Consider the following 25,994-nt stretch of genomic DNA (forward strand, 5'->3'; position numbering starts at 1 on the left):
ATTAAAATCTGTATGAAATATTTCCTCCAAATGAAGTAGACGTAAAGTTTCCGTAAACAGCCCCTCTTTCATCATATGCTTTTAAATTGAAAACATTACTTACGTATATTGACAATCTGAAACCACTTAAGAAGTCTTTTGTAACCCTTAAATGAACATTATGAAGTGTTTTGTTATATAACCCTGAAAGTTTTTCGTCAGAAGGTTTCAGGAATAATCCCTGGTATTTTGGATTGGTACGCTCATTTTCAGGAATCATCTGCATTTCTCCGTCATGTTTTATATACCCTATCGGATAAATGTCATTCATTCCTGTCAAGGATCTGTCTGAAAGAAAATGATCTGTTCTCAAACCAATAATTAACCCTGATGAAGCCAGGTGATAATCAAAGCTGAAACTTGCTCTGGCCATGGATCTTTTATTTTTGATATCATTATAAATCCCATATTGGTAATCCTTATCCATGATCTCCGGTGCACTGATTTTGTAAAGTCCGTCATCTTTCTGCCCGGAAGTCTCCACATAACTGGCATTAAAACCAATCACAAGATTAAGGGCTTCTATTTTTTTGAAGCTGGCCATCAGTTCCAATCCTTTATCTGAAGACTGATATCCGTTAACAATTCTGTTCTGGAGGTAATTAAATTTTTCAGTTCCTACAATTTCAAAAGTAGGCACATTTGTTCCTGATATATTGACATCAACTTTGGCTTTATCCATTATTTTATGAACACTCATGGTAGTAAAACCATCTACCAGTTTATTGTAATATGCTGTAAGGTTAACAATTCCAAAAGGAAACCTGTAATCTACTCCTATTTCAGTTTTCCAGCTCTTTGAAGGTTTAAGACTCGCATTATCTCCGGGTGTTACGACCGTTTGCATAATAGCTGCGGAATAATATCCAGGCAGACGATAATCCCCAAGAAGGAAGTCAAAATATCTTGGTGCTGTGTAGATCTGATTAAGTGAAGGTGCTTTAGATGTTAATCCAAAACCTCCTCTCACAGAAAGTTTCCCCATCTGATAAGAAGTGTTTACCCTTGGCGAATAGGTAGAATATGAATTCTGCAAATCATAACGAAGACCCAGATTTGTTTTAAAAATGTGTTTATTAGCAAAGACTTTGGTAATATTATCCTGAATATACAATGCATACTGTTTACTGGAAAATACATTGTCTCTGTAATTAAAATCTCTCATTCCATTGGAACCCTGCCCGGCTGCATTTATCGTTGTGAACTGTCCTGCTGTTCCGTACCTTCCTTTTCCAAAGTTATCTCCATAACGGAAATTAGCTCCTATACTGTAATTATGAGCCCATTTTGAAGAAGTTAGTTTTATTCCGTTAATGCTAAAATTGGTGTAAATATTAAGAGGTTTCCCATCCGAAAATGCCTGGTTCTCATAACTTGGCGGTGTATAAGGTGCATAATAAACTCCATCTGTTGTAGAGTTTCCATAAGGACGAGCGCCTTGGTTCAGCCAGTATCTGCGTTCTGTAAGCTGAGTTGCATAGCTTAATCCCATATCGACATTGATTGATTTAAAGAATGTTTTTTTACCATTCTGTGCGAAAAAATAACTGATATTATTTCCTAATGAAAAGCTTTTATTTTCGACATTGATAATCATTCCGTCAACATCATCAGGGTCTCTTTTTCCTTTGCTGCTATTGGTAGAAAATGATGCAGACAGCTTATTTCTAAATCCATTTTTATTACTTGACCAAAGAAAATTGACATTTGTTCTGTCATATCCTACAAGGCTGGTTCTGGGATCTGAAAGAGAATTCATATAATCAACAGAAGCATTCAGAGCATTATTCTGGTTAATTTTAAACCCTTTGGTAAGGCCAACCTGATAAGTTCCTTCTCTCAGCGATGCATCCAATCGTAATGGTGATGCTTTTGCCGTTGTAGTAACTTTGATCAATCCGGAAGTCAAATCTCCATATTTGGCATCCGGTACTCCTTGTACAACTTCAATACTTTCGATATTTTCTGTAGGAATTTCTCTTAAATCGACCCCATAGTTAGGCTGTCCCGGCATTAAGTTTCCTCCTTTGGTAGAGGTATTAAAGCTTATTCCAAAAGGACCGCTGTTGGCAGAGTCATAGCTCTGCATATTTTCGTTATTAGATAAGACAATATCATTGACCATCAACTGTACCCCAAACGCCCTGTTCCCGAAATCATCACCTCCAGGAACATTTCCGGAACCTGTTACTGAAGGTCCGCTTGCGGTTCTGAAAACAATATTTTTAAATTGGGTATTATCAAACTGCTGTACATATTGACCAGGTAATTGCTGTAATACATCACCGATAGAAAATGACTGCAGGTTTTGAAGTGCTTCCTGTTGAATTGCTATTTCAGAAAATTGTTTTTTTCTTGCGGTAAGCTGTACTCCTTCTATTCTGATTTCAGATGTTCCCGGAGGAATTACTTTATCTGGAAGAATTGTTAGAGTAAGCTCTTCTCCCTCTTTTAGAATAATAATTTCCTCTTTATTTTTATCATTCCGAAAATTGAGCTCACATTGTCCTGTAAATGATATTTTAAAGTTCTGTGTAAATACTCGTTTACACTTCCTTGTTTCATCATTGTTAATAATAGTTCCTTTCTTGATTTGTCCATTATGAGAAAATTCAACTTTCTGAGCAGACAAGAATCCGCCTGCTGTTAGAAAAACAGCACCTGCTAATAACGATAATTTCACCCTTAAAATATTTAGAGCGCAAAATTAATTATAATTATTCTAAATAAAAAGTAAGTTTTAAAATTAATTAAAGTTATTTTTTCTTAAAACCAAACAATATATACAAACAATTCCCTGAATGAAGAATAAAACAATAATACAGCTCAAATACACACGATATTACATCTGGCTATGGCTTTTGAAAAACGGACTGAAAGTTAAATGCATAGGATGATGGACCGTTTTCCTGCAAATACTCTAGTCGCTTCACAGCCTCTGTTACATCTGGATATTTGCTATCTTTAATCCACCACAGAGCATAGAAGGCTTTTCCATATTTTTGAAACCATTCTTTTCTTCTTTTCAGAAAGTCAACATGAAATGTTTTATAGGTATAATATTCCAATGTTTCTATATTTCTCCATACAGATAGATTGATAATAATTTGTTCATCATTAAATGGATTAAAGCTTGCCGCATTGTTATCCTCATCTTTTAGCCTCCATATGAACCCATCACTTTCTTCTGCTAGTTGATTAACCGAATCAAAATGACTTACAAACTCATTCATTACTGGATCTTCTATGTTAACTCCTTTCATTCGGGCAACATTAATTTGTGCTAATTGGTACATTTTTTTATTTCTTTAATTCTCGTTATATTGTGTAAAAATAGATCCTGTACTATTAGCATAAAATAACTATCAATATAGATACTATAAAAAAAATGAAAAAAGAATGTGAGACCTCATACATCAATGTAGACCAAAAATCTTATCCCTGTGCAGTAAGCTTTGTCATGGATCTCATTGGAGGAAGATGGAAAGGAGTTATTCTCTGCCACCTAAAGAATGGTGATAAAAGGTTTGGTGAACTAAAAAAAGAGCTTTCTTTTATTACAGAAACAACCTTAAGTATTCAGCTGAGACAATTAGAAAGAGATCAATTAATAACACGAACAGTATTTGGAACAAAGCCTCCTGTAAAAGTTGTATACAGTCTATCAGATTCAGGATTATCATTTATTCCTTTATTGGATCATATTAATAATTGGGGCAAAACTATTTTAGAAAGTAAAAAGGTGCTTTAAAAGTTTATGCATTAAAATCATATATCAGTCTACAGAAAATAAAACCGCGCAGTAAATAAATTTACTGCGCGGTTGATTTATAATTAAATGTTAGTGTTTATAGATAACTATATAAATTAATATTACCCATCCCATTAATTGTTTACTGCAATGTACTTATTTGGTGTTGCTATTTAAAAGTTTTGAGTTTGTTGACTTATTTATAAATATCAAATAATCAAAAGAATTAGCAACATTGGTTTTTGTAAATTCATTTTTATTTGTGCCTGATCCTGTTTTACGAAATAGAATATCTTCCAATATCCAATTACCAAGTTTGTTATCAGATACTCTGATATAATTTTCTGACTTTTTTTAGTATAAGTTCTAAAGCCTCTGTTATTTTCCTTTAAAGCTATTTCCAGGTCATCAATCTCTTGCTCGGGCAACTGATTTTCCTGATATGTTTTTCTTATTTGATCTATTGCTCCTTTAGCATATTGTATATCGAAACCATCAAAAAAAACTTTTGAATTATGATTTTCATTGTATTTTTTTAACCATTCAACAAAAGTTAAAGTTTCTTCGGTTTGCCAAAGCCAAAAATACATTCCCTTTAGAATATCTTTGGGGTTATCTTTTCCTTCCTGAATATAGTGATTCATTAAAAAACTTTCAGGCATATTGGCTTCGAGCGAAAAGACATTGAAATTTTTGATTCACTTATTTTATATTTCATTTGATACACTTCACTCGAACCGTGAGTAGATTCTCCTAATCCTACTATTTTAGAATTTCCAATGAGTTTGTTTAAGATGAGCAGATCACTATTGTCTCCTTCGTCTGGATTAAAAGTTTTTATGGGATATATAAACTTTGAAATATATTCTTTCTCTTCAGAGTTTAAATCAATTTTTTGATTGTGCACTGATGGTTACAAAAAAACAACCAAAATAAAGGATAATTTCAAATTCATTTGCTACTTATAGTTAGATTACAATTTTACAAAATATCACTTAAAAACCTCAGTATAAGTTTAAATAATGTTCGAAACCAGTGCATGTTTTTTAAGTCGCAGATCTTTTACTACAACTGATCACCTAATAGTTTTCTAATCTGGTAAAAAAAGCGTTCAATCAATCTAAGATCTTCTGTGACAATTTCTGCGTTGCCTCTGAGCTCTTTGTCAAAATGTAGTTGTTTATTGTAAGATGATTTCAACCTTTTGGAAGTAAAAAACCCATAAACAATTGTTTATGGGTTTTTATATGTTATTAATTGTTATGAATCAATTAATTATTTTACTTCTTCGAAGTCTGCATCCTGTACATCTTCCGCTCCCGCGTTTCCAGCATTCTGAGCTCCGGCACCTGCATCAGCACCAGGTTGTTGACCAGCTGCATATAGTTCTTCAGAAGCTGCCATCCATGCTGCATCTAATGCTTCAGTTTTAGCTTTTACATCATCAACACTTTTAGCTTCGAAAGCTGCTTTTAATTCTGTGTGAGCCGCTTCGATAGCTGCTTTTTTGTCAGCAGAAAGTTTTTCACCGAATTCTTTCAATTGCTTTTCAGTCTGGAAGATCAATCCGTCAGCTTTGTTGAAGATCTCAACTTCTTCTTTTCTCTTAGCATCAGCTGCAGAGTTTTCCTGAGCTTCTTTCTTCATTCTTTCGATTTCTTCGTCAGAAAGACCTGAAGAAGCCTGGATTTTGATAGACTGCTCTTTACCAGTTCCTTTATCTTTAGCAGATACACTTAGGATACCGTTAGCATCAATATCGAAAGTTACTTCGATTTGAGGAACTCCTCTTGGTGCTGGTGGAATATCCTGAAGATCGAATCTACCGATTTCTTTGTTATCGTTGAACATTGATCTTTCTCCCTGTCCTACTCTGATGCTTACAGCCGGCTGGTTGTCAGAAGCTGTAGAGAATACTTCAGATTTTTTAGTTGGGATTGTAGTATTCGCTTCAATTAATTTAGTGAATACAGAACCCATTGTTTCAATACCTAAAGAAAGCGGAGTAACGTCAAGTAGTAATACGTCTTTTACATCACCTGTCAATACACCTCCCTGAATTGCTGCGCCAATAGCTACAACCTCATCCGGGTTCACTCCTTTAGATGGTTTTTTACCGAAGAATTTTTCTACTTCTTCCTGGATGATCGGGATTCTTGTAGAACCACCTACCAAGATTACTTCGTCAATATCAGAAGTTGATAAACCAGCATCTTTTAATGCTTTAGCAACAGGCTCCATAGATCTTCTTACAAGATCAGCAGATAATTGCTCGAATTTAGCTTTTGTTAAAGACTTCACTAAGTGCTTAGGACCTGTAGCCGTAGCTGTGATATATGGTAAGTTGATTTCAGTCTGTGGAGAAGAAGATAATTCAATTTTAGCTTTTTCAGCAGCTTCTTTCAATCTTTGTAATGCGATTGCATCAGATTTTAATTCTACACCTTCTTCAGCTTTGAACTCATCAGCCATCCAGTTGATGATCACATCATCAAAGTCATCACCTCCCAAGTGAGTATCACCGTTTGTAGATAATACTTCAAATACACCATCTCCTAAATCAAGGATAGAGATATCGAAAGTACCACCACCAAGGTCATATACTGCGATTTTCTGATCTTTATGGTTTTTATCAAGACCGTAGGCTAACGCTGCAGCTGTAGGTTCGTTAATAATTCTTTCTACTTTAAGGCCAGCAATTTCACCAGCTTCTTTAGTAGCTTGTCTCTGTGCATCGTTGAAGTATGCAGGAACAGTAATTACCGCTCTTGTTACTTCCTGTCCAAGATAATCTTCAGCAGTTTTCTTCATTTTCTGAAGCGTCATTGCAGAAATTTCCTGTGGAGTATATTCTCTATCGTCGATTTTTACTTTTACAGTATCATTAGGTCCGGAAACCACTTTATAAGGTACTCTTGAGATTTCAGAAGCATCATCTTTAAAGTGTGTTCCGATAAATCTTTTGATAGAGTAAACAGTTTTTGTTGGATTCGTTACAGCTTGTCTTTTTGCAGGATCACCTACTTTTCTTTCTCCGTCTTCTGTAAAAGCTACAATAGAAGGAGTAGTTCTCTTACCTTCTGCGTTAGGAATAACAACAGGGTCTTTACCCTCCATTACAGCAACACAAGAGTTGGTTGTTCCTAAGTCAATTCCAATTATTTTACTCATAATATTTTATATTTTTTTCTATTTTTAAATTAATTTACACTCTCAATTTCTCAATATCTGTACCATTCAAAGAATTGTGACAAAATGACACAATAAAAATAAAAACCCCGATAAAATCGAGGCTTTGTATGATTTAATATGGAAATATTTTCATTATTTTTTGATAAACTTCATAGATTTTACGAAGTCTTTGCCATTATAAGTTCTTACATAATAAACTCCACTGGTAAAATCTTTCACATCAATTTTATCTGTCTCATTTTTAATAAATGCTTTTTTCACAAGTCTCCCTTCAGCGTTGAAAATCTCTACTTCATTAATAGGTGCTAAAGGAGAAGCAATGGAGATATATTGCGTAGTAGGATTAGGGAAAAGATTGATAGAATTTACCTTTTGTACATCATTTACTGATAAAAATGCACATGCGTTAGAATTCAGAAGACTTGCTCTTGGGCCAGCCATCGTATTCGTTTTGATTGTTTTCTGATCATTGGTAAAGAATGCCATTTCAGTATCTGTCACATAATCCATAAAATTCATGAACATAGCTCCGTTTGCAGTTGGATTACACATAAATCCATTATCTGGAAAAACATTACCACCGTAATGAGCATCATTAATGGCAGGAGTATCTGCACAGCCATCATCATTATCTGGTGTTCCGCATGCACTGCCATCTTCTCCCCATGGGTGAAGCAATCCGAAATAATGTCCTATTTCATGCGTAGCAGTTCGTCCTCCATTATAAGGATACTGAGCAGCCCCTGTGGTTCCGAAATATTTGTAACCAATAGCAAGTCCGTCCTCCGGAAAACCGGCAGCGTCAGGAAGATAAGCCCAGCCTAAGTAAGGATTTGGCATATTTCCTACCCATATATTCAAATATTTAGTTGGATCCCAGGCTGTAAGTCCCGAAGCTAAATAATATTGGTTTGCAAAATCAAAATTTGCAGCTACAGATTTTCTTTCTATTCCTGTAGTTGCAGCACCTGTAGGAGTCTTTGTTGCCATACAAAATGTCAGTTCCATATCGGCAGCATAAGGCTTGAAGGCATCAGGAACAACAGAATTGAAATTAGGATTTAATTTTCTGAAATCATTATTCAAAATAGCAATCTGTGATGCAATCTGAGCATCAGAAATATTCTGGGCAGCACTTCCATAAAGAACATGCACTACAACCGGAATCGTAACAACAGTCTGACCATTTTTAGCCATTGCATTAGCTGCGGCATTTTTACTGGTTAAATAATTTCGTAAATCTTCTTTTTTTGCCAGAGCCTGAGGATTTCTTGTATAAAACTCCTTCATTTTCAAATCAGTGGCACATTCTCTCTGCCCAAATACATTAACCATCAGAAAGCCGGCTGTCAATAGTAAAATTCTTTTCATATAAATAGTATAAATAGTCGGCAAATATAACCATTCTTCCAACAAGACTATGGAATAAATGAATAATTTATAGTAAAATCATTGTAAACCCTGAATTCACTTAAACCAGCTGATTACCAATATACTTGTTATCGGCAAGACAATTTAATTCACCAATCTTTAAAAATTAATCAAAGTTTAACCTAAGAAATAGAGACAGAATCTTTATGAATTATTATTTTTGATAAAATATACACATTTAGAATGTCATTACACTTTAATCCACGAGATATTACATGGCTTGCCTTCAATGAAAGAGTTTTACAGGAGGCCATGGACGAAAAAGTCCCTTTACATTTAAGAATACGTTTTCTCGGAATTTTCTCTAATAATTTAGATGAGTTTTTCAGAGTACGTGTTGCCGGATTAAAGCGTGCCATGGATTTTAAGGAAAAAGTGATTGCAGAATCTTTCTACCAACCTCCTTCCAAAATCCTTCAGAGAATCAATGAAATTGTAATGAGACAGCAGCTGAATTTTGACAAAACCTGGAAAAAGATCCAGACTGAAATGGCTGATCATAAAGTTTTCATTAAAAATGCCAAAAACCTGACAGCAGGACAAAAAGAATTTGTCAGACAATATTTTGATGAAGTGGTAGAATCCAATGTAATTCCTATTCTTCTTCATGAAAATACACCAATGCCTTATTTGAGAGATAAAAGTCTTTATCTGGGGGTTGCAATGAGAAAAAAAGACTGGCAGTATTCCAGCAATTATGCTATTATTGAGATTCCTTCCCGTTTTGTAGGGAGATTTGTATTGCTTCCAACAGAAGATCCTGAAGAGAAAAACGTAATGCTGCTGGAGGATGTAATCACTTTCAACCTTCCGCATATTTTCTCTTATTTCGGATATGATGAATTTTCTGCCAATGCTTTCAAAGTAACAAAAGATGCCGAACTGGATCTGGACAATGATATCAGAACCAACTTCGCAGAAAAGATAGAAAAAGGGCTCAAAAACAGAAGAAAAGGAAAGCCTACCCGTTTCGTGTTTGATAAAGATATGGATAAAGCGCTGCTGGAACTCCTTATCAGAAAGCTGAATTTGACAAAAAAAGACAGCATTATTCCCGGTGGTAAAATTCATAATTTCAAGCATTTCATGGATTTTCCGGATGTTTTTGAAGCGTATGAAAGACCTGTGGAAAGGAGCTCTTTTACCCATCAGGCATTTGAACATGGGGAAAGGGTAACAGATGTTATTTTAAAAGAAGATGTGCTTCTTACCTTTCCTTATCACAAATATAACCCGGTAATTGATCTTCTCCGTGAAGCAGCAATGGATCCGGATGTAAAATCTATACAGATCACCGCTTACCGTATGGCGAGCAGCTCAAAAATCATCAATGCGCTTATTTATGCTGCCAGAAATGGTAAAGAAGTGACTGTAATGCTGGAGCTTCAGGCAAGATTTGATGAAGAATCCAATCTGAAATGGAAAGATATGCTGGAACCGGAGGGAATTACAGTTCTTGTAGGAATTCCCAACAAAAAAGTGCACGCTAAACTGTGTGTTATCAAAAAGAGAGCGCATAATAAAACCATCCAGTATGGATTTGTAAGTACCGGAAATTTCAACGAAAAAACAGCAAGAATATATGGCGATCATCTGCTCCTTACAGCCGATAGAGGTATCATGGCAGATATTAATAAAGTATTCAATGTCCTGAAAAAACCGAAAGATGATTTTATTCCGGTTTTGAAAACTTGTAAAAATTTATTAGTTTGCCCTCAATTTATGCGTGAAAAGATTGTTCACCATATTGATAAAGAAATCGAAGAAGCCAAAGCAGGCCGAAAAGCAGAGATCATCATCAAGGTAAATTCTATGAGTGACAGGCTACTGATAGAAAAACTATATGATGCAGCCAAAGCTGGTGTGGTCATCAGGCTTATCGTAAGAGGAATCTATTGTGCTGTAAACCAAAAAGAGTTTAAAGAAAAAATAAAAGCCATAAGTATTGTAGATGAATACCTGGAGCATGCCAGAGTAATGTATTTCTACAATAAAGGAACAGAAGACATGTACATTTCTTCCGCTGACTGGATGACCAGAAACCTGGATTACAGGATTGAAGCAGCCGCTAAAATCACTGATAAAAACCTTAAGAAAGAATTAAAAGATATTCTTGATATTCAGCTTAGGGATAATGTAAAAGCCAGAATTCTGGATAAGAAACTCAGCAATGAATACATAAGAAATGATAAAAAAGAATGCCGTTCACAAATAGAAACCTATAAATATTTAAAAGCTAAAACAAGCAAAAAATGAAGATAGCAGCGATAGACATAGGGAGTAATGCAGCCCGCCTTCTTATCAATGAAGTTAAGATTAATAACAGAAAACCTGAATTCATTAAGCTCAATCTTCTCAGAATTCCTCTGAGACTGGGAATGGATGTTTTCACCATCGGAAAAATAGGTCCCGAAAGAGAAAAAATGGTTATTGATTCCATGAAAATCTTCAGCGACCTGATGAAAATATATAAAGTGGATCATTACAGGGCCTGTGCTACCAGTGCCATGCGTGATGCTTCCAATGGCAATGAAATTATCGGACTCGTAAAGGAAACCTCCGGAATCAATATCGAAATTATTTCCGGTGATGAAGAAGCTACTCTGATCTATGAAAATCATGTGGCAGAAGGTCTTGATAAAGAATTCGCTTACTTATACATCGACGTTGGCGGAGGTTCTACAGAACTTACCTTCTACGAAAACGGTAAAATGGTTTACGAAAAATCATTCAATATAGGAACCATCCGTCTTCTCAACAATCTGGTTACGATAGACAACTGGAAAGAGATGAAGGACGAGATCAAGAAAAATATTGTCAGCAAAAGACCAATTGTAGCGATTGGATCAGGAGGAAATATCAACAAAGTGTTCTCCATGAGCAAAACCAAAGACGGGAAACCAATGTCTTTATCTCATCTGAAAAAAGTCTATAAAGAATTCAATGAGCTGTCTGTGGAAGAAAGAATGACCAATTACAACCTTAGAGAAGACCGTGCTGATGTATTGGTACATGCCCTGAGCATCTTCAACAATGTGATGTCCTGGTCTGATATCAGCAGAATTTTTGTTCCTAAAATATCTGTGGCAGACGGATTGATCCATAATATTTACAGTCAGTTACAACACAAAAAGTAACAAGAAATAACAGTATTGTAAGCCAGCCATTTTTGTGCTGGCTTTATTTTTAGGAGCAATTTCCAGCCTTGTCATTGCGAGGAGCAACGCGACGAAGCAATCTCTACATTTTCCCATACTATTAAGTTTTGGCTAAAGCCAATAATGAATCATTTTTTCTCAGGTGAGTTAAAACCCACCCCTATTGAATTTTTAACGACAATATCTTTCATCTTTCATCTTTCATCTTTCATCTTTTATCTTTTATCTTTTATCTTTTAATAAAATTTTTCTGAATTTTTTAAAGTAAAACCTCATCCTCATTCGTCATATCATTATCAATAGCAAAGCAATGAACCCAATCAAAATAATTCTTACAGGAGCTACAGGTATGGTAGGCGAAGGTGTTTTAATGGAATGCCTTGAGAATCCTAATGTTTCTGAAATCCTCAGCATAAGCAGAAAACCCTCTGGAAAATCAAACCCCAAACTGAGAGAGTATCTTGTTTCAGACTTTTTATCCATCGATCTTCATGATGAAAAACTGAAAGGCTATGATGCCTGTTTTTTCTGTGCCGGAATCAGCAGCATAGGTATGAATGAAGAAGACTATACCAGAATCACTTATGATACAACCCTTCACTTTGCAAAAGCTGTTTTGAATCAAAATCCGGATATGGTTTTTAACTATGTCTCAGGAGCAAGCACAGACAGTACAGAGAGTGGAAAACTGATGTGGGCACGGGTAAAGGGCAAAACCGAAAATGATTTGAAAAAGATGAATTTCAAAGGAGCTTATAATTTCCGTCCCGGATTTATGAAACCTGTTGACGGTCAGTTGAATGTAAAATGGTTTTTTAAACCTTTTATTTGGATTTTTCCTGTTTTTTTCCAATCAAAATCATTAACTTTACAGGAAGTGGGTAGAGCAATGATCAATGTGACCCAAAAAGGGTACCCTACATCTACTTTAGAAATTAGAGATATTAAAAATTTAGCGATATGAGAGACATGTTAAGAAGAATTATTCTGGTTATTTTTGTACTCTTGCTTGTGACTGCTGTTTCAGGATATTTTTATATGCAGAAACATCCATTGGAGGGGAATAAATCCGGAACAATTTTAAATTTTTCAGGAAAATCAGGAAAATAATACATCCTACAAGCCCTCATTTGAATATCATTCTATCTTTTATCGGAAACAAACCTATTTTTTAAACATTTCTTAAGATTCCATTAAAATAGTTGCGAAACATAAAGTTCATTTTTGCATTTATCTAATTAAAGTAAAAAATGATCAACAACTACCTATTGAAAGGATCTGTGATTGCCGCATTCTTTTTTCAGAGCGGTCTTTTCGGACAGACACTGATTCATTACTGGAATTTTAATAATAATACTTCTGCTGCTACAGTCACTACACCATCTTCTACCATGGTAAATGGTTCTCTTACAGCTATACCAGGAGGTACAAGTATAATCGATTTTGCTGGTGGTACCGGACAGAATTTTAGTGATGAAAATTTAAATGCCAGAAATGGAGATGCATCCGGAACTCATTTAAGGTTTAATAATCCAATTGGAGGGGGATTACAGTTTAATCTGCCTACCACAGGATACAACAACGTCATTGTTAGATTTACTACCAGAAGATCCGGACAGGGAGCAGGTACTCAGACATGGTCTTATTCCGCAGACGGAACTAATTTTGTACAGTTTCAGACTGTGAATCCTCAGGATGCCAACCCTCAGCTCATTACTCTTGATTTTTCTGCCATTCAGGGAGCCAATAACAATCCCAACTTTAAACTAAAAGTTGAATTCTCAGCAACAGGTGGCGGAACAGGAGGAAACAACCGATTTGATAACTTTACGGTAGATGCAGTTCCTGCCGGAGGTGCAGACACTACTCCACCAACCGTAACTTATCTTCCTGCCAACAATACCAATAATGCTTCTACTACTGTAAGCCCTACATTATCCTTTAATGAAAATATAAGGTTAACAGATAATACTGCGATCAATAATTCTAATGCTCAAAATCTGATAGAGCTCCGCCTAGGGAATGCGGCAGGGACACTAATTCCATTTACAACGACTTTCAGCAACAATACAATTACGGTGAACCCAACTTCAGGATTGGTACCGGGGCAAACTTATTATATTGCACTTAAACCCAATACAGTAGAAGACTTTAGTGATAATGGGGTTACTGCTATTACATCCAGCACTTTCACTACAGTTGGGACGACAATTTCTTTGGAAAAAAACTTTATGAAGGTCAATGAAAATGCAGGAAACCTTGCATTCAAAATCAATATCACCAACCCTTCAACAGCTACAGTAAATCTTGTGGTAAAACCGGCACCGTTCAGTACAGCTGATGCCAATGATTTTACTTTAGCCAACCAAACAATTAACATCACTCCATCTACAACAAGTTATACCGTTAACATTCCCATTACTGATGACACTGTGGCGGAACAGCAGGCTGAATATTTTGTTGTAAGCCTTGAAAATCCTACCGGAGCAACTATTTCAGGCGACAATTCTGCAACTGTTTATATTGTAGATAATGATAAACCGGCACCGGTTCCTTCTCATCAGATCCAACTGAATTACCTGGGAAGTTTTGATCCTTCAGGAAATAATAACAGTTCCACGGAAATCGTGGTTCATGACGCATCAACTCAACGTTTATTCACAATAAGCTCCATTACGGATGTTTTTGATATTATTGATTTCAGTACCCCTGCCACTCCATCAGTCGTAAAAACAGTCAATATGGTTCCTTATGGCGGAATCACAAGTATTGCCGTGAAAAACGGAATCATCGCAGCTGCTTCTCCAAATACCGACCCGCAGCAAAACGGGTCTGTCGTATTCTTTGATATTAACGGAAACTTCCTGAAACAGGTAAGTGTAGGAGCTTTACCGGATATGATCACCTTCTCTCCTGACGGAACAAAAGTGGTGACCGCTAATGAGGGAGAACCTAATGATGCTTACACGGTAGATCCCGAAGGAACAATCAGTATCATTGATATTTCCGGCGGAATCGGAAACCTTACCCAAAATAATGTAACGACTCTCAATTTCAACAGTTTTGATTCTCAACTTGCTACATTAGCGGCTACAGGTTTAAGAAAAGTAAGAACCAATAATACGCTTTCTCAGGATCTGGAACCTGAATATGTTACCATCAGTGCAGACAGTCAGAAAGCATGGGTAACGCTTCAGGAAAACAATGCTGTCGCTGAAATTAACCTGGCGACCAAAACCATCACAGGAATCTGGGGATTAGGTAAAAAAGATATGAGCCTTCCTGGCAATGGTTTTGATGCTTCGGATAATAATGGAGAAGTTTTAATTGCCAACTGGCCTGTAAAAGCTTATTACGTTCCGGATGCAGTACAGAATTATAAGATAGGAAGCACAAATTATATTGTAACAGCGAATGAAGGTGATGAAAAGGATCTTTCAGGATACAGCGAGAGAACAACTGTAGGAGCAAACGGTTATATTTTAGATCCTGTGCTTTTCCCGAATTCAAGTATTTTAAAAGCTTCCCATAATCTGGGCCGATTCAGGGTTTCATCTGCCACAGGAAATACAGATGCTGATGCAGAGTTTGAAGAAATGGCAGCTCTAGGAGCCCGTTCATTCTCTATTTTCAATGCTGATACGAAACAGATCGTATACGACAGTGGAGATCAGTTTGAAAGATATATTGCAGCCTATCAGCCGTTAATTTTCAATGCAGATAACGAATCCAATGGCGCTAAAAACAGAAGTCGTGCAAAAGGCCCTGAACCGGAAGGGGTGGCATTGGGAAATATCAGCGGGCAGACTTATGCTTTCATCACATTAGAAAGAACCGGAGGGGTTATGGTGTATAACATCACAGATCCTAGCAACCCTACTTTCACGGATTATAAACATTCCCGTACTACTTCTGCTTACGGAGGTGACAACGGGCCTGAAGGAATTATCTATATTGCTCCTGAAAATACAACAACCAATAAAGGATATGTAATTATTGCCAATGAGATCAGCGGAACTTTATCCATGTATGAAGTGGCAATGCCGCCTACTTTGGGAACTGGTGAAACAAAAGCTGAACTGGCAACCTTCAACATATTCCCAAATCCTGTAAACAAAGGAAATACATTTTACTTCAACAGAAAACAGGATTACGAATTGTATGACATGTCCGGAAAGCTGATTGGAAGAGAAAAGAACGCTTTAACCATAAGCACATCCAATCTTTCTACAGGCGTTTATCTTGTAAAAACTTCAGAAGGACAGATCAAAAGAGTCATTGTAAAGTAAACATAAATTACAGTATACCATTCTATTTAGTTAGAGCTTCGGATTTTTCCGGAGCTTTTTTGTTATTGAGAAATTCATTAGTTTTAAACTTTTTTATAACACAATGGAAAATCAATTAGAAAATATTATTCAACAAGTATGGCATAAAGAAAAACGAAATCTTTTTACCTTTCTTACAGGTGCAGGGATCTCATCCGACAGTGGTATTCCCACTTATCGCGGAATAGATGGAATATGGGTAAAAGGAACTCAATTTCACAAACCTGAAGAGTTTGGGACTTTACGTTATTTCAGACAACATCCGGAGGAAGTTCTGCAATACTCTCTTTTCAGAAAAAAAATGTTTGAAAATGCATTTCCAAATCAAAGTCATTATGACCTTGCAGACATTGAAACTCAACTTCAGGATAGATTTCATCTCATTACCCAGAATATTGATAATCTTCATCGTCGTTCCGGAAACCAAAGAATTTATGAAATTCATGGAAACAACAGAGAAATCAAATGTTCAAATGGATGCAAAGAAATCCTAGAGCTACCTACAGAAATAAAAGGTAAGAATTTGGATGAAGACCTTACGGATCATGATAAAGAACTTCTAACATGTACTCAGTGCGGTCATTGGATGCGCCCTAATATTTTATGGTTTGATGAATATTATGATGAAAAAACTAACAAAAAATTCAGTGCTCTCAAAATTGCAAAAAATAGTGGTGTGCTTTTTATTGTTGGAACTTCCGGAGCAACAAGCCTTCCAATTGCTATCGCCGAAACAGCTCTCAAATATGGAGCATTTATCATAGACATCAATACGGAAGATAATAACTTTACAGATCTGATCAGAAATAAAAAAAATGCTTTAATCATCCGGGAAAAATCAACCGAAGTATTGAAAGTGATAAAAACGATTATTGAAAAAACAGTATCATAAAACCCATTATTTAAGATGATTTAACTTTTGAAATGCCTGAAAAAATCATTTTATTTCTATATTTACCTTTAACAAACCAAATTCACAATGAAAAATATTAAAACGGCAGGAATTCTGGCTATCCTTTTACTGGGAACAGGTACAGCTTTTTCACAATCAAGAAAAACAGAATCTGCAAAAGGTGTAGAAAAAACGGACAATGATAAGATTGTACAGGTAGAAGGTGTGGGCCATAAACTCAATTATACACTCAACGGAGGAGTTGCTGAGGTAGAAGGCGGTGATAACACGGTAACGATCAAAGGTAGTGCAAAAAAGATTGCTGTTTCCGGAACAGGTAACAAAGTATACATTGACAAAGTAGATAAAGTAGCTATAGAAGGTGGTGGAAATGTTGTCTACTACCGGACTGCAGGAACAAAATCAGGAAAACCGGATGTTTCTATTACAGGAGTGGGAAATAAAGTTGTAAAACAGTAAAGATATTTAGAAAACATAATTGCATGTTTGGATTTGCGTTAGACACAGGTAATGAACCTGAAATAATCACTTTAATAGATGTAGTAAACAATATTGAAAGTTCCAATCCTATTGCTTATAAAAAAGTTAGGCTGACAAATATCTATAATATTTCCAGTCTTATTTTTGCTATTGAAAGTTCATCTAAAATTGACCAAAACAATGGTTTCATTTGTAAACTTGATCAGCAAAATAATATTATATCAAGTACTTTTATTAGCAGTATTAAAATAAGCAAATCCAAAAAAAATATTATTCTAACCGGTCTTGTATGGACTCATCCAAAAGGGTATCAAAAAGCCCTGGATATGAAACTCAATAATGATTTTATTGAAAAGAATATCTGGAAAAGTTTCAGAAAAGATGAACTTCAGGGATGGCTTGTTCATGCTTTACATTCTCATAACTCTGAAATAAACAGGCAAGACATCACCATTCAGATTGATGGAAATGAATTCCATAGCTTAGATGGTTTTTTCTGCACATTAGGAGAGGAAATCCATGGGATTGCAGGATATTTCGGGCGTAATCTATATGCATTATATGATTGTCTCCGTGGAGATTTCGGAGTAAAATCTATTTCAGAACTCAATTGGATCAACCATAAAAGAAGTAAAGCAATACTGAAAACAAAATTTACACAAATCGTTGAGATTTTTGAAGATCATAATGTCAAAGTTCTACTGAATTAATTTTGTAATCAGAAACCTCACAGGTTTTAAAAACCTGTGAGGTTTAGGTATTATGTTTTCTTTCATTTTTAAATAAAAAAAGACAGGCCTCATTGAGGTCTGTCTTTTAAAAATATCTCAGATATAAATTATTCTACGTTGATTACCTTTTCGATTTCTGGCGCATGTTGTTTGATAGTATTTTCAACACCTAGTTTCAGGGTTGAGAAATTCAACGAACATCCGGAACAGTTACCCAAAAGTTTCACAAACACCTGATTATCTTTCACATCAATAAGCTCAATATCACCACCGTCTTTATTCAAAAACGGTCTGATGCTTTCCAGAGCTTCCATTACTCTTGTTACTGTATCTTCGTGCGTTATGTTTGTTTCCATATTTTTCAGTTCAATTTGGTTCTTTCAAGTATATTGAAAGGTATTATTATTTTGCTTTTGGTGAGCATCCTGCCATTGTTGAAATCTTCACGGCTTCAGTAGGAGGAAGATTCTTGTTTCTTTCCACTAAGCTTTCTACCATTTTTCTGGCAGTTTCTGTATAGATATCTGCAATTTTAGATCCATCCTGAAGTGCAGCAGGTCTACCTACATCTCCAGCCTCTCTGATACTTTGGATCAACGGAATTTCTCCCAATACAGGAATTCCAAGATCTTCCGCTAAATATTGTGCTCCCTGGTTTCCAAAGATATAATATTTATTGTCAGGAAGTTCTTCCGGTGTAAAATACGCCATATTTTCGATTAATCCAAGAACCGGAATATTGATACTCTCCATCTGGAACATCGCAATACCTTTTCTTACGTCTGCCAGTGCAACATGCTGAGGTGTACTTACAATCACAGCTCCTGTTACCGGTACTTCCTGGATGATTGACAAGTGAATGTCACCTGTTCCCGGAGGAAGGTCTATCAATAAGAAATCCAATTCTCCCCATGCAGCATCTCTGATCATCTGGTTTAGTGCTTTTGAAGCCATAGGGCCTCTCCATACTACTGCCTGATTAGCTCCTGAAAAATATCCTATTGAAAGCATTTTCACTCGATAATTTTCGATAGGTTTCATCAGGTTCTTACCATTCACTTCTACAGAAATCGGCTTTTGACCTTCTGTATCAAACATGGTAGGAACTGAAGGTCCATAGATATCAGCATCTAATAATCCTACTTTGAAGCCCATTTTTGCCAACGTTACTGCCATATTTGCAGAAACTGTAGATTTTCCTACTCCTCCTTTACCGGAAGCAATAGCGATAATATTTTGAATTCCCGGAATTTGTTTTCCTTTGATCTGACTTTGCTGAATTTCGCTAGGTTCCGGAGAAACGATTTTAAGTTTTAAATGAACCTCTTCTCCAAACTCACTGGCAAAAGCCTGTTTCATTGCAGCCTCCAGTTTTTTCTTTTCGTGCATTGCAGGCGAATGAGCTGTCATGTCGATATAAACATCATTACCCATAATCTGAAGATTATTCACCAAATCGTCTACTTCTATTTCTTTAAGGAAATCCTGAACCTTTTCTTTCGTCAACATATAAATATAAATTGTTTACAAATTTACGCATTTTTCACCTATTTAGAATAAGTAAACACAATCATAGATAAATTCTTTTGTAAATCCAGGCCTTCAGTCCTTTATATATCGGCAATTATTATCTGAAATAGGTTACTAACGGAATATTTTTATTCCAAAATTCACTGGATTTTAACAGCCAGGAGGTAGAGAAGAAAAATAATGAGGTGGTTTCAAAAATAAGGGTAGAATACGTTAGAAATTGATTCGATGAAGCTGAATCATCTCCTAAAAGAGCAATGAGCCCAATGCAGGCGAGACTGATGAGTATTCCCCAACCGCAGAATTTATAATACAGGTTTCTACGGCTTTTCTTGAGTGCTTCTTCTTCTGAAATAGATTCCCCATCCTGTTCTTTATCACTTTTTTGAAAAAAATAGAGACAAAAAACAGCAAAAGACACAAAAAGCAACCCTGCACTGATATAATGTACCCAACTGAACCAGTCCTGATAGTTTACCTTATCTATATTAATGTAAATATTTCCTCCATACCCATTAAATTTTGTTGGAAATACAGCGACCAATACCGCCATTACTCCGGCAAAATTTGAAAGCATATTTTCATAGTTGTCTTTTCCTCTGTAGGTAGCGAATAATCCACCCAGAATACATAATGTTCCCACAAAGATTACATGTCCGAAACTGTAGTAATAATGGCTGATGCTTATTTTGAGCGGATGTTCATCATTCAGAAAATAAGTGGTCATAAAAAGAAGAAAGGAAAGGAGAAATCCGAGTAATCCGATAAACATCCGTAATTGGTAATAGGAGATCAGAACTCCGTTATTATCATCTGGAGCAGTTTTTTTAGAATGAGTTTCCATGATTTTGTTTTTTGAGGTTATCGTTTGTTTTGAGGTTATAATGAAATGGTTATTTTATCAATAATTTTCACATTTTTGTCCGGATCCAGTTTGAAATTGTCTTTGATAAATTTCTTCGGATCCTCAGTAAGCATCTCTTTTTGCAAATGAGAAGCGTCTTTCTTTTTTAATAAATTCATCCATTGGTATGTTTTTTTGATGGCAACTACATAGATGATCATTTCTGTATCTGTTATTTTAAACTTCAGAAAGTTTTTATTTCCTGTATTTATTTTCCCTGATGAAATTTCGGTTACATATAATTTAAAAAAATGATATCCGAAAAGAATATACCATCCAAAAAGTATGGATTGCAAAAGAGCGGAAATGATCAGCTGGGAAACAAAATAATCACAGCCCAACGGAATTTTAAAGAAGCTTTTTATTTCATCGATAGCAATAAAAGACAAATGGCTGTCCTCTAAAAAAGTAAAACCATACGCTGGAAGCTTCATGTATACAAACCATTGAACAGCAAACGACAACACAAATAATACTCCCCGCATAATTTGACTCGTCCATTTTTCCTTCCCGGAACATTCCGTATTGGTGACTTTGGTGATGGTAAAATGAAAAATAGCAGGAATTAAAAATAAAATCAACCCTTTCAAAATAGAATCTGAGTAACAATGGGTGTAGGTAACGATTAATGAGAGAAAAAGCAGCAATACAGTAAATTCATAATTGATGATAAAGAAAATAAGGTTCCAGAATGTTTTTTTACCGGATTTTTCTTGAGACGGATATCTGCCATCCAGTTTATAGGTAAGTTCTGTAGTCGTTGTATTTTGCAGGATAGGAAGAGTGATGGTATCTTTTAAAAAATCGGTAACATGTCCGAAAGCACCACCGCCTCCCGAAGTAATATAATGTTTGATCTCTTTGTCGTAACCTTTCTCATTTTCATCTAATTTATAATGTGAATAATGATGAATATCTCCTGTAAGCACCACATCAAAAATAATTTCTGACTTTATATTACTGGCCTCCAATTTTCTGACCGCTTCTTTCATTGTTCTTATGATATATTCCAGGCTATCCAGGCGCTGTCTTCTCTTGTGTCTGTCTTTTATCTGATAATTGTACCAGTAAGGTTCCGCAATGAGCAGGATAATGTGGTTTGTATCATTTCCTTTTGATATTTTCTCGACATATTCAGTAAAAAAAGTCATCTGAGGAATATCAATATCACCGAGTAATTGATTGTCAATACCCATTAAGTGAACATTGCTCCTCAGTGAATATGCAAAATAGCTTCGGTTCTGTACGGTTCTGTAATCACTGATTTTACTTCTCTGGCACATCAGCCTGAAAAAAGCGCTTAAACCATCGTACCAGTCGTGATTTCCCGGTGTGGCAATGAGTATCGGGCCTGCCTCTTTTGTATCGGGAGCGACAAGTCTTAAAGGTCCCTTGAAGCGGTCTCTGTAATTAATCTCAGAGCCTACGGGATACACCAGATCACCTCCCACTACCAAAACAGATCCCCTTTTCAGTTTGATTTCACTCTCATCTTCAACATCTCTGTTGAATTCATTTTTAAAAGAATAGATATAGCTTTCTCTTGTCAAATGGTAAAAAACAGAGGTTGTAGCATCAAAACCATCGCCGGTATCTGCAATGAAATCAAACCAGAATTCATCTTCCGATTCATCACAATTATTCTCTGTAAGTTCTCCTCCCGTATCTTTTCCCAAAGCAGTCTGCATTTCTCTTTTATCAATGATAGAAAGGATGTCTGCAGACAGAGAAACCATTCTGAAACTATTCATCAGCCCGGTAAAATCAAACCATTTGACAGGTTTTTGGGGAATAAAGTAATAAGGGTATTTTCCAGCAACATCTTTGAATATTTTCACTTTTTTAGAAGCATAAAAGCTATCTTTAAAGTAAAATATCAGAAATGTAACTGCAGCGAGCAGCAGAAGATAAAAAAATAGTGTTTCCATCATATTATGCATTGAGTTGGTCTTCGTTTTCCAGTATTCTTATGCTCCAAAAGTTTTTAAGGATTCCGAACTGGAAATTATTAGTTCACTATCAAATGTATGAAATTTGGAATTCGAATCATATAACACTTTTGTAGTATTTTATTATTTTAAAAAAATATTTATGACTATAGATTTGAAATAAAATAATTAGATTTATTAATATTATCATCATTGTAAAACAATTGTTATGAAAACCAATACCTACCCTTCCAAGTATGCATTACCAAAAGGAATTTTCACAGTTGGAAAAACAAAATTCAAATGGTACGATCTGGCTGATGACCCGGCAGAAATCTCTCCACAGGACATCCATAATGCCCGGTTATGTGTGGAATATGCTGAAGAAGATTTCCAAAATATTGATGATTTGGGATTTATCATTATGCATCGTTGCGGAGAAAACTATCTCCTTCTGGTATGTACTTGGCGCAGTGAGAATGAATTATGGGAAAGTGTTTATTATGACGGTTCCGGCAACTTTGAAATATGGGACAGAAACAAAACCCACCTCCCTACTTACTGTGTCTGGGAAATGGGTATTGTATATCATGAATCCCAATCCTGGAAAAAATATCTGGGTTCAGGGCGGGAAGAAAATGTCTTTCTGTATTGTCGTTGACTACCTCGAATCTTCGCTTTCTGATGAAGGAAGAATCTTATAAGAAAAGGAGATTCTTTCTGTTTTTAAGAAGATAGACCGTAATTATCTTTTATTACATCTTTTTTACTGTTTTTCAATATCTTCGCCTTTATAAAATCAGAACATGAAAAAAGGGCTTATTGCAATTTCTTTATTTATTACTCAGATCATTTCCGCACAGAATTACTCCCAATATGTGAATCCTTTTATCGGAACCGGAGGTCATGGCCATACTTTCCCGGGGGCAATCGTTCCATTCGGGATGGTGCAGCTTTCTCCGGATACAAGAATTGACGGAAGCTGGGACGGATGCAGCGGATATCATTATTCGGATTCTGTAATCTATGGTTTTTCTCATACCCACCTGAATGGCACAGGTGTTTCAGATTATGGAGACATTATGCTGATGCCTACAATGGGAAATCCAAGTCTTAGCAGTAAAGATTATGCTTCAAAATTTTCGCATAAAAATGAAAAAGCAGCTGCAGGATATTATGCTGTTAAATTAGATAAACATAATATCGGCGTTCGCCTGACAGCGACAAAAAGAGTCGGCTATCATGAATACACTTTCAATAATACTGGTGAAGCGAATATTATTTTAGACCTCAATCACAGAGATAAACTTCTGGAAGGAGAAGTAAAAGTGATTGATGATAAAACCATTGAAATTTTCAGAAGAAGTGAAGCCTGGGCCACCAACCAATATATCTACGCCAGAATTGAGTTTTCAAAACCTATGAAAATTTCAAAAAAAGAGGTTAACGGAAAAGATGAAAACAATCTGTTTACAGGAACAAAACTTGCCTTGGCATTTTCAACCCACATTAAAAAAGGAGAAAAGATCAATGTAAAAGTTTCTATTTCTCCCACAGGCTACGAAGGAGCTGGCAAAAATATGCTGGCAGAAGGACAATCAAAGGATTTTGATGCTGTAAGAAAACAGGCAGAAACCGACTGGGACAAAGAGCTTTCAAAAATTGAAGTGAAGTCTGATGATAAAAATAAATTAGCTGTTTTTTACACCGCTCTTTATCATGTTTTCACACAACCAAACATCAATATGGATGTTGACGGGAAATACAGAGGCAGGGACAACAAGTTATATAATGCAACCGGTTTTGATTATTACACGGTCTTTTCACTCTGGGATACTTTCAGAGGAGCTCATCCGTTAATGACTTTGATTGACAGAAAGAGAACTGCAGATTTTATCAATACATTCATCAAACAATATGAACAGGGTGGGAAACTTCCGGTCTGGGAACTGGCTTCCAATGAAACAGAATGCATGATCGGCTATCACTCCGTTTCAGTAATTGCAGATGCTATGGCTAAAGGAATTCAGGGGTTTGATTACGAAAAGGCTTTTCAGGCAGCTAAAGGTTCAGCCATGCAGGATATTTTCGGATTGAATGCTTACAAACAGAATAATTATATCAGTATCGATGATGAGCATGAAAGTGTTTCCAAAACCGTAGAATATGCCTATGACGACTGGTGTATTGCTCAAATGGCAAAAATTTTAGGCAAAAAAGAAGATTATCAGTATTTCATGAAACGTTCTCAAAACTGGAAAAACCTTTATAATCCTAAAACAGGGTTTATGCAGCCAAGAAAGAACGGAAACTGGTATGAACCTTTTGATCCGAGAGAAGTGAATAACAATTATACAGAAGGAAACTCATGGCATTATTCTTATTCTGTACAGCAGGATATTCCAGGACTTATAGCGGCTCATGGCGGAAAAGAAAAATTTGAACAGTTCATTGATGCCATCTTTACCGCACCAGATACAACAACAGGAAGGGAACAGGTAGATATCACAGGATTGATGGGACAATATGCCCAGGGAAATGAGCCAAGCCACCACATTGCTTATCTGTACAATTTTGTAGATAAGCCAGAAAAAACAGATGCCAAAATAAAATATATCCTTGATAATTTTTATAAAAATACACCTGACGGATTGATTGGAAATGAAGACTGCGGCCAGATGAGTGCATGGTATATTCTCAGTTCTATGGGAATTTATTCTGTTACCCCAGGATTACCGGAATGGGAAACGACAACGCCTTATTTTGATGAAATCAAACTTCATCTGGAAGACGGTACCACAAAAATCATTACTAAAAATACCGGCAGAGCAGAGCTTAAAAAACTTGGTTTTGAAAATATAAAACCTGTTAAGGATTTTAAATATGCAGAACAAACAGCTTCACCCGTAATCGCGGCTGACAGAATTTTTGATTTTTCTACCAAAGTTGAGATCACTCCCTTACATCCAAATGACAAGGTATATTATATGACCATGGATGAAAGCGACAGCAATAAAAGAAAGACTTTCTCTGCTTACAAAGGACCATTCTCCATCACCAAAACTACCCAGGTAATGGCGTATGCTGAAAGAAGCGGAGAAAAAAGTTCTGTAACCACGGCCAATTTTAACAGAAGACCTAATTATTGGGATATTAATATCACGTCTAAGGTGACTCCACAGTACAGCGCTACCGGAAAGCTGGCTCTTATTGACGGAATCAGAGGTGATATCAACTGGAGAAAAGGTGAATGGCAAGGCTATCAGGGACAAAATTTTGAAGCCATCATTGATTTCAAATCTCCTCAGCATATCAAATCACTATCTTCCACCTATCTTCAGGACAGCAGAGCATGGATTCTGATGCCTAAAAAAGTGGAATACTACGCTTCTATGAACGGAAAAGATTTTATTCTTCTAAAAACTATTGACAATGACATTGATCCTAAGGATGAAAAGGTACAGATCAAAGATTTTTCTACTGAAATTCTTCCTACCGAAGCCCGATACATCAAAGTAAAAGCCTACTATTTCGGAAAACTTCCGGAATGGCATCAGGGAGCAGGAGGAGATGCTTATATTTTCATTGATGAGATTTCTGCGAGATAAA

General features: G+C 35.9%; 20 protein-coding genes and 1 pseudogene. 11 read left to right on the forward strand and 10 right to left on the reverse strand.

Features of this window, described 5'->3' with window-relative positions; genetic code table 11:
• Nucleotide 1: 1 nt before the first annotated feature.
• Nucleotides 2-2,722, reverse strand: coding sequence for a TonB-dependent receptor plug domain-containing protein (locus FW781_RS07110; protein WP_228720152.1), 2,721 nt, complete (start codon nt 2,720-2,722; stop codon nt 2-4).
• A 169-nt stretch (nt 2,723-2,891) separates the two neighbouring features.
• On the reverse strand, nt 2,892-3,335 hold the full coding sequence (locus FW781_RS07115; protein ID WP_149386774.1) for a DUF3291 domain-containing protein: 444 nt from the start codon (nt 3,333-3,335) through the stop codon (nt 2,892-2,894).
• Between the two features lie 92 nt (nt 3,336-3,427).
• Here FW781_RS07115 and FW781_RS07120 point away from each other — a divergent pair, with 92 nt between their 5' ends.
• Nucleotides 3,428-3,790 carry a winged helix-turn-helix transcriptional regulator gene (locus FW781_RS07120; RefSeq protein WP_149386775.1) on the forward strand — a complete coding sequence of 121 codons (363 nt, stop codon included), beginning with the start codon at nt 3,428-3,430 and terminating at the stop codon, nt 3,788-3,790.
• Nucleotides 3,791-3,999: 209 nt separating this feature from the next.
• Here the strand turns inward: FW781_RS07120 and FW781_RS07125 are convergent, their stop codons facing one another.
• The 4 genes and pseudogenes from FW781_RS07125 to FW781_RS07140 all read right to left on the reverse strand — a co-directional run bounded on the left by FW781_RS07125 (nt 4,000) and on the right by FW781_RS07140 (nt 8,353).
• On the reverse strand, nt 4,000-4,488 hold the full coding sequence (locus FW781_RS07125; RefSeq protein WP_228720180.1) for an erythromycin esterase family protein: 489 nt from the start codon (nt 4,486-4,488) through the stop codon (nt 4,000-4,002).
• A gap of 367 nt (nt 4,489-4,855) precedes the next feature.
• Nucleotides 4,856-4,996: pseudogene (locus tag FW781_RS22635) on the reverse strand (HlyD family secretion protein); the annotation flags it as partial.
• A gap of 69 nt (nt 4,997-5,065) precedes the next feature.
• The gene (dnaK, locus tag FW781_RS07135) at nt 5,066-6,961 is read right to left on the reverse strand and encodes a molecular chaperone DnaK (RefSeq protein WP_149386777.1); all 1,896 of its coding nucleotides are present in this window, start codon (nt 6,959-6,961) and stop codon (nt 5,066-5,068) included.
• 153 nt (nt 6,962-7,114) lie between these two features.
• Nucleotides 7,115-8,353, reverse strand: coding sequence for a zinc-dependent metalloprotease (locus FW781_RS07140; protein ID WP_149386778.1), 1,239 nt, complete (start codon nt 8,351-8,353; stop codon nt 7,115-7,117).
• A gap of 243 nt (nt 8,354-8,596) precedes the next feature.
• Here FW781_RS07140 and ppk1 point away from each other — a divergent pair, with 243 nt between their 5' ends.
• From ppk1 to FW781_RS07175, 8 genes are all read left to right on the forward strand, one after another.
• Nucleotides 8,597-10,669 (forward strand): polyphosphate kinase 1, encoded by a 2,073-nt coding sequence (ppk1, locus tag FW781_RS07145; protein WP_149386779.1) that lies wholly within the window; start codon nt 8,597-8,599, stop codon nt 10,667-10,669.
• Nucleotides 10,666-11,550, forward strand: a complete 885-nt coding sequence (locus FW781_RS07150) for a Ppx/GppA phosphatase family protein (protein ID WP_149386780.1) — start codon at nt 10,666-10,668, stop codon at nt 11,548-11,550. Before ppk1 ends, FW781_RS07150 begins: the two co-directional genes overlap by 4 nt.
• Before the next feature lie 331 nt (nt 11,551-11,881).
• Nucleotides 11,882-12,535 carry an NAD-dependent epimerase/dehydratase family protein gene (locus FW781_RS07155; RefSeq protein ID WP_149386781.1) on the forward strand — a complete coding sequence of 218 codons (654 nt, stop codon included), beginning with the start codon at nt 11,882-11,884 and terminating at the stop codon, nt 12,533-12,535.
• A complete protein-coding gene (locus FW781_RS22380) occupies nt 12,532-12,681 on the forward strand; it encodes a hypothetical protein (protein ID WP_156118480.1) in 150 nt (49 codons plus the stop codon). The genes FW781_RS07155 and FW781_RS22380 overlap by 4 nt, the downstream gene beginning before the upstream one ends.
• A gap of 140 nt (nt 12,682-12,821) precedes the next feature.
• A complete protein-coding gene (locus FW781_RS07160) occupies nt 12,822-15,860 on the forward strand; it encodes a choice-of-anchor I family protein (RefSeq protein ID WP_149386782.1) in 3,039 nt (1,012 codons plus the stop codon).
• 103 nt (nt 15,861-15,963) lie between these two features.
• A complete protein-coding gene (locus FW781_RS07165) occupies nt 15,964-16,791 on the forward strand; it encodes an SIR2 family NAD-dependent protein deacylase (RefSeq protein ID WP_149386783.1) in 828 nt (275 codons plus the stop codon).
• A gap of 87 nt (nt 16,792-16,878) precedes the next feature.
• Entirely contained in the window at nt 16,879-17,271 is a 393-nt protein-coding gene (locus FW781_RS07170) for a DUF3060 domain-containing protein (protein ID WP_149386784.1), read from the forward strand.
• Between the two features lie 23 nt (nt 17,272-17,294).
• Nucleotides 17,295-18,002 (forward strand): barstar family protein, encoded by a 708-nt coding sequence (locus FW781_RS07175; protein WP_149386785.1) that lies wholly within the window; start codon nt 17,295-17,297, stop codon nt 18,000-18,002.
• A gap of 128 nt (nt 18,003-18,130) precedes the next feature.
• On the opposite strand, the gene FW781_RS07180 is transcribed toward FW781_RS07175, so the two are convergent.
• The 4 genes from FW781_RS07180 to FW781_RS07195 form a co-directional block, all read right to left on the reverse strand.
• Nucleotides 18,131-18,379, reverse strand: a complete 249-nt coding sequence (locus tag FW781_RS07180) for a NifU family protein (protein WP_002977212.1) — start codon at nt 18,377-18,379, stop codon at nt 18,131-18,133.
• Nucleotides 18,380-18,425: 46 nt separating this feature from the next.
• Nucleotides 18,426-19,532 (reverse strand): Mrp/NBP35 family ATP-binding protein, encoded by a 1,107-nt coding sequence (locus FW781_RS07185; RefSeq protein WP_149386786.1) that lies wholly within the window; start codon nt 19,530-19,532, stop codon nt 18,426-18,428.
• A gap of 118 nt (nt 19,533-19,650) precedes the next feature.
• Nucleotides 19,651-20,397, reverse strand: a complete 747-nt coding sequence (locus FW781_RS07190) for a hypothetical protein (protein WP_149386787.1) — start codon at nt 20,395-20,397, stop codon at nt 19,651-19,653.
• Nucleotides 20,398-20,432: 35 nt separating this feature from the next.
• Nucleotides 20,433-22,388 (reverse strand): hypothetical protein, encoded by a 1,956-nt coding sequence (locus FW781_RS07195; protein WP_149386788.1) that lies wholly within the window; start codon nt 22,386-22,388, stop codon nt 20,433-20,435.
• A gap of 226 nt (nt 22,389-22,614) precedes the next feature.
• Here FW781_RS07195 and FW781_RS07200 point away from each other — a divergent pair, with 226 nt between their 5' ends.
• On the forward strand, nt 22,615-23,046 hold the full coding sequence (locus tag FW781_RS07200) for a hypothetical protein (RefSeq protein WP_149386789.1): 432 nt from the start codon (nt 22,615-22,617) through the stop codon (nt 23,044-23,046).
• A 145-nt stretch (nt 23,047-23,191) separates the two neighbouring features.
• The gene (locus tag FW781_RS07205) at nt 23,192-25,993 is read left to right on the forward strand and encodes a GH92 family glycosyl hydrolase (RefSeq protein WP_149386790.1); all 2,802 of its coding nucleotides are present in this window, start codon (nt 23,192-23,194) and stop codon (nt 25,991-25,993) included.
• Nucleotide 25,994: the final 1 nt, after the last annotated feature.

Source organism: Chryseobacterium panacisoli (assembly GCF_008274625.1).
Lineage (GTDB): Bacteria > Bacteroidota > Bacteroidia > Flavobacteriales > Weeksellaceae > Chryseobacterium > Chryseobacterium panacisoli.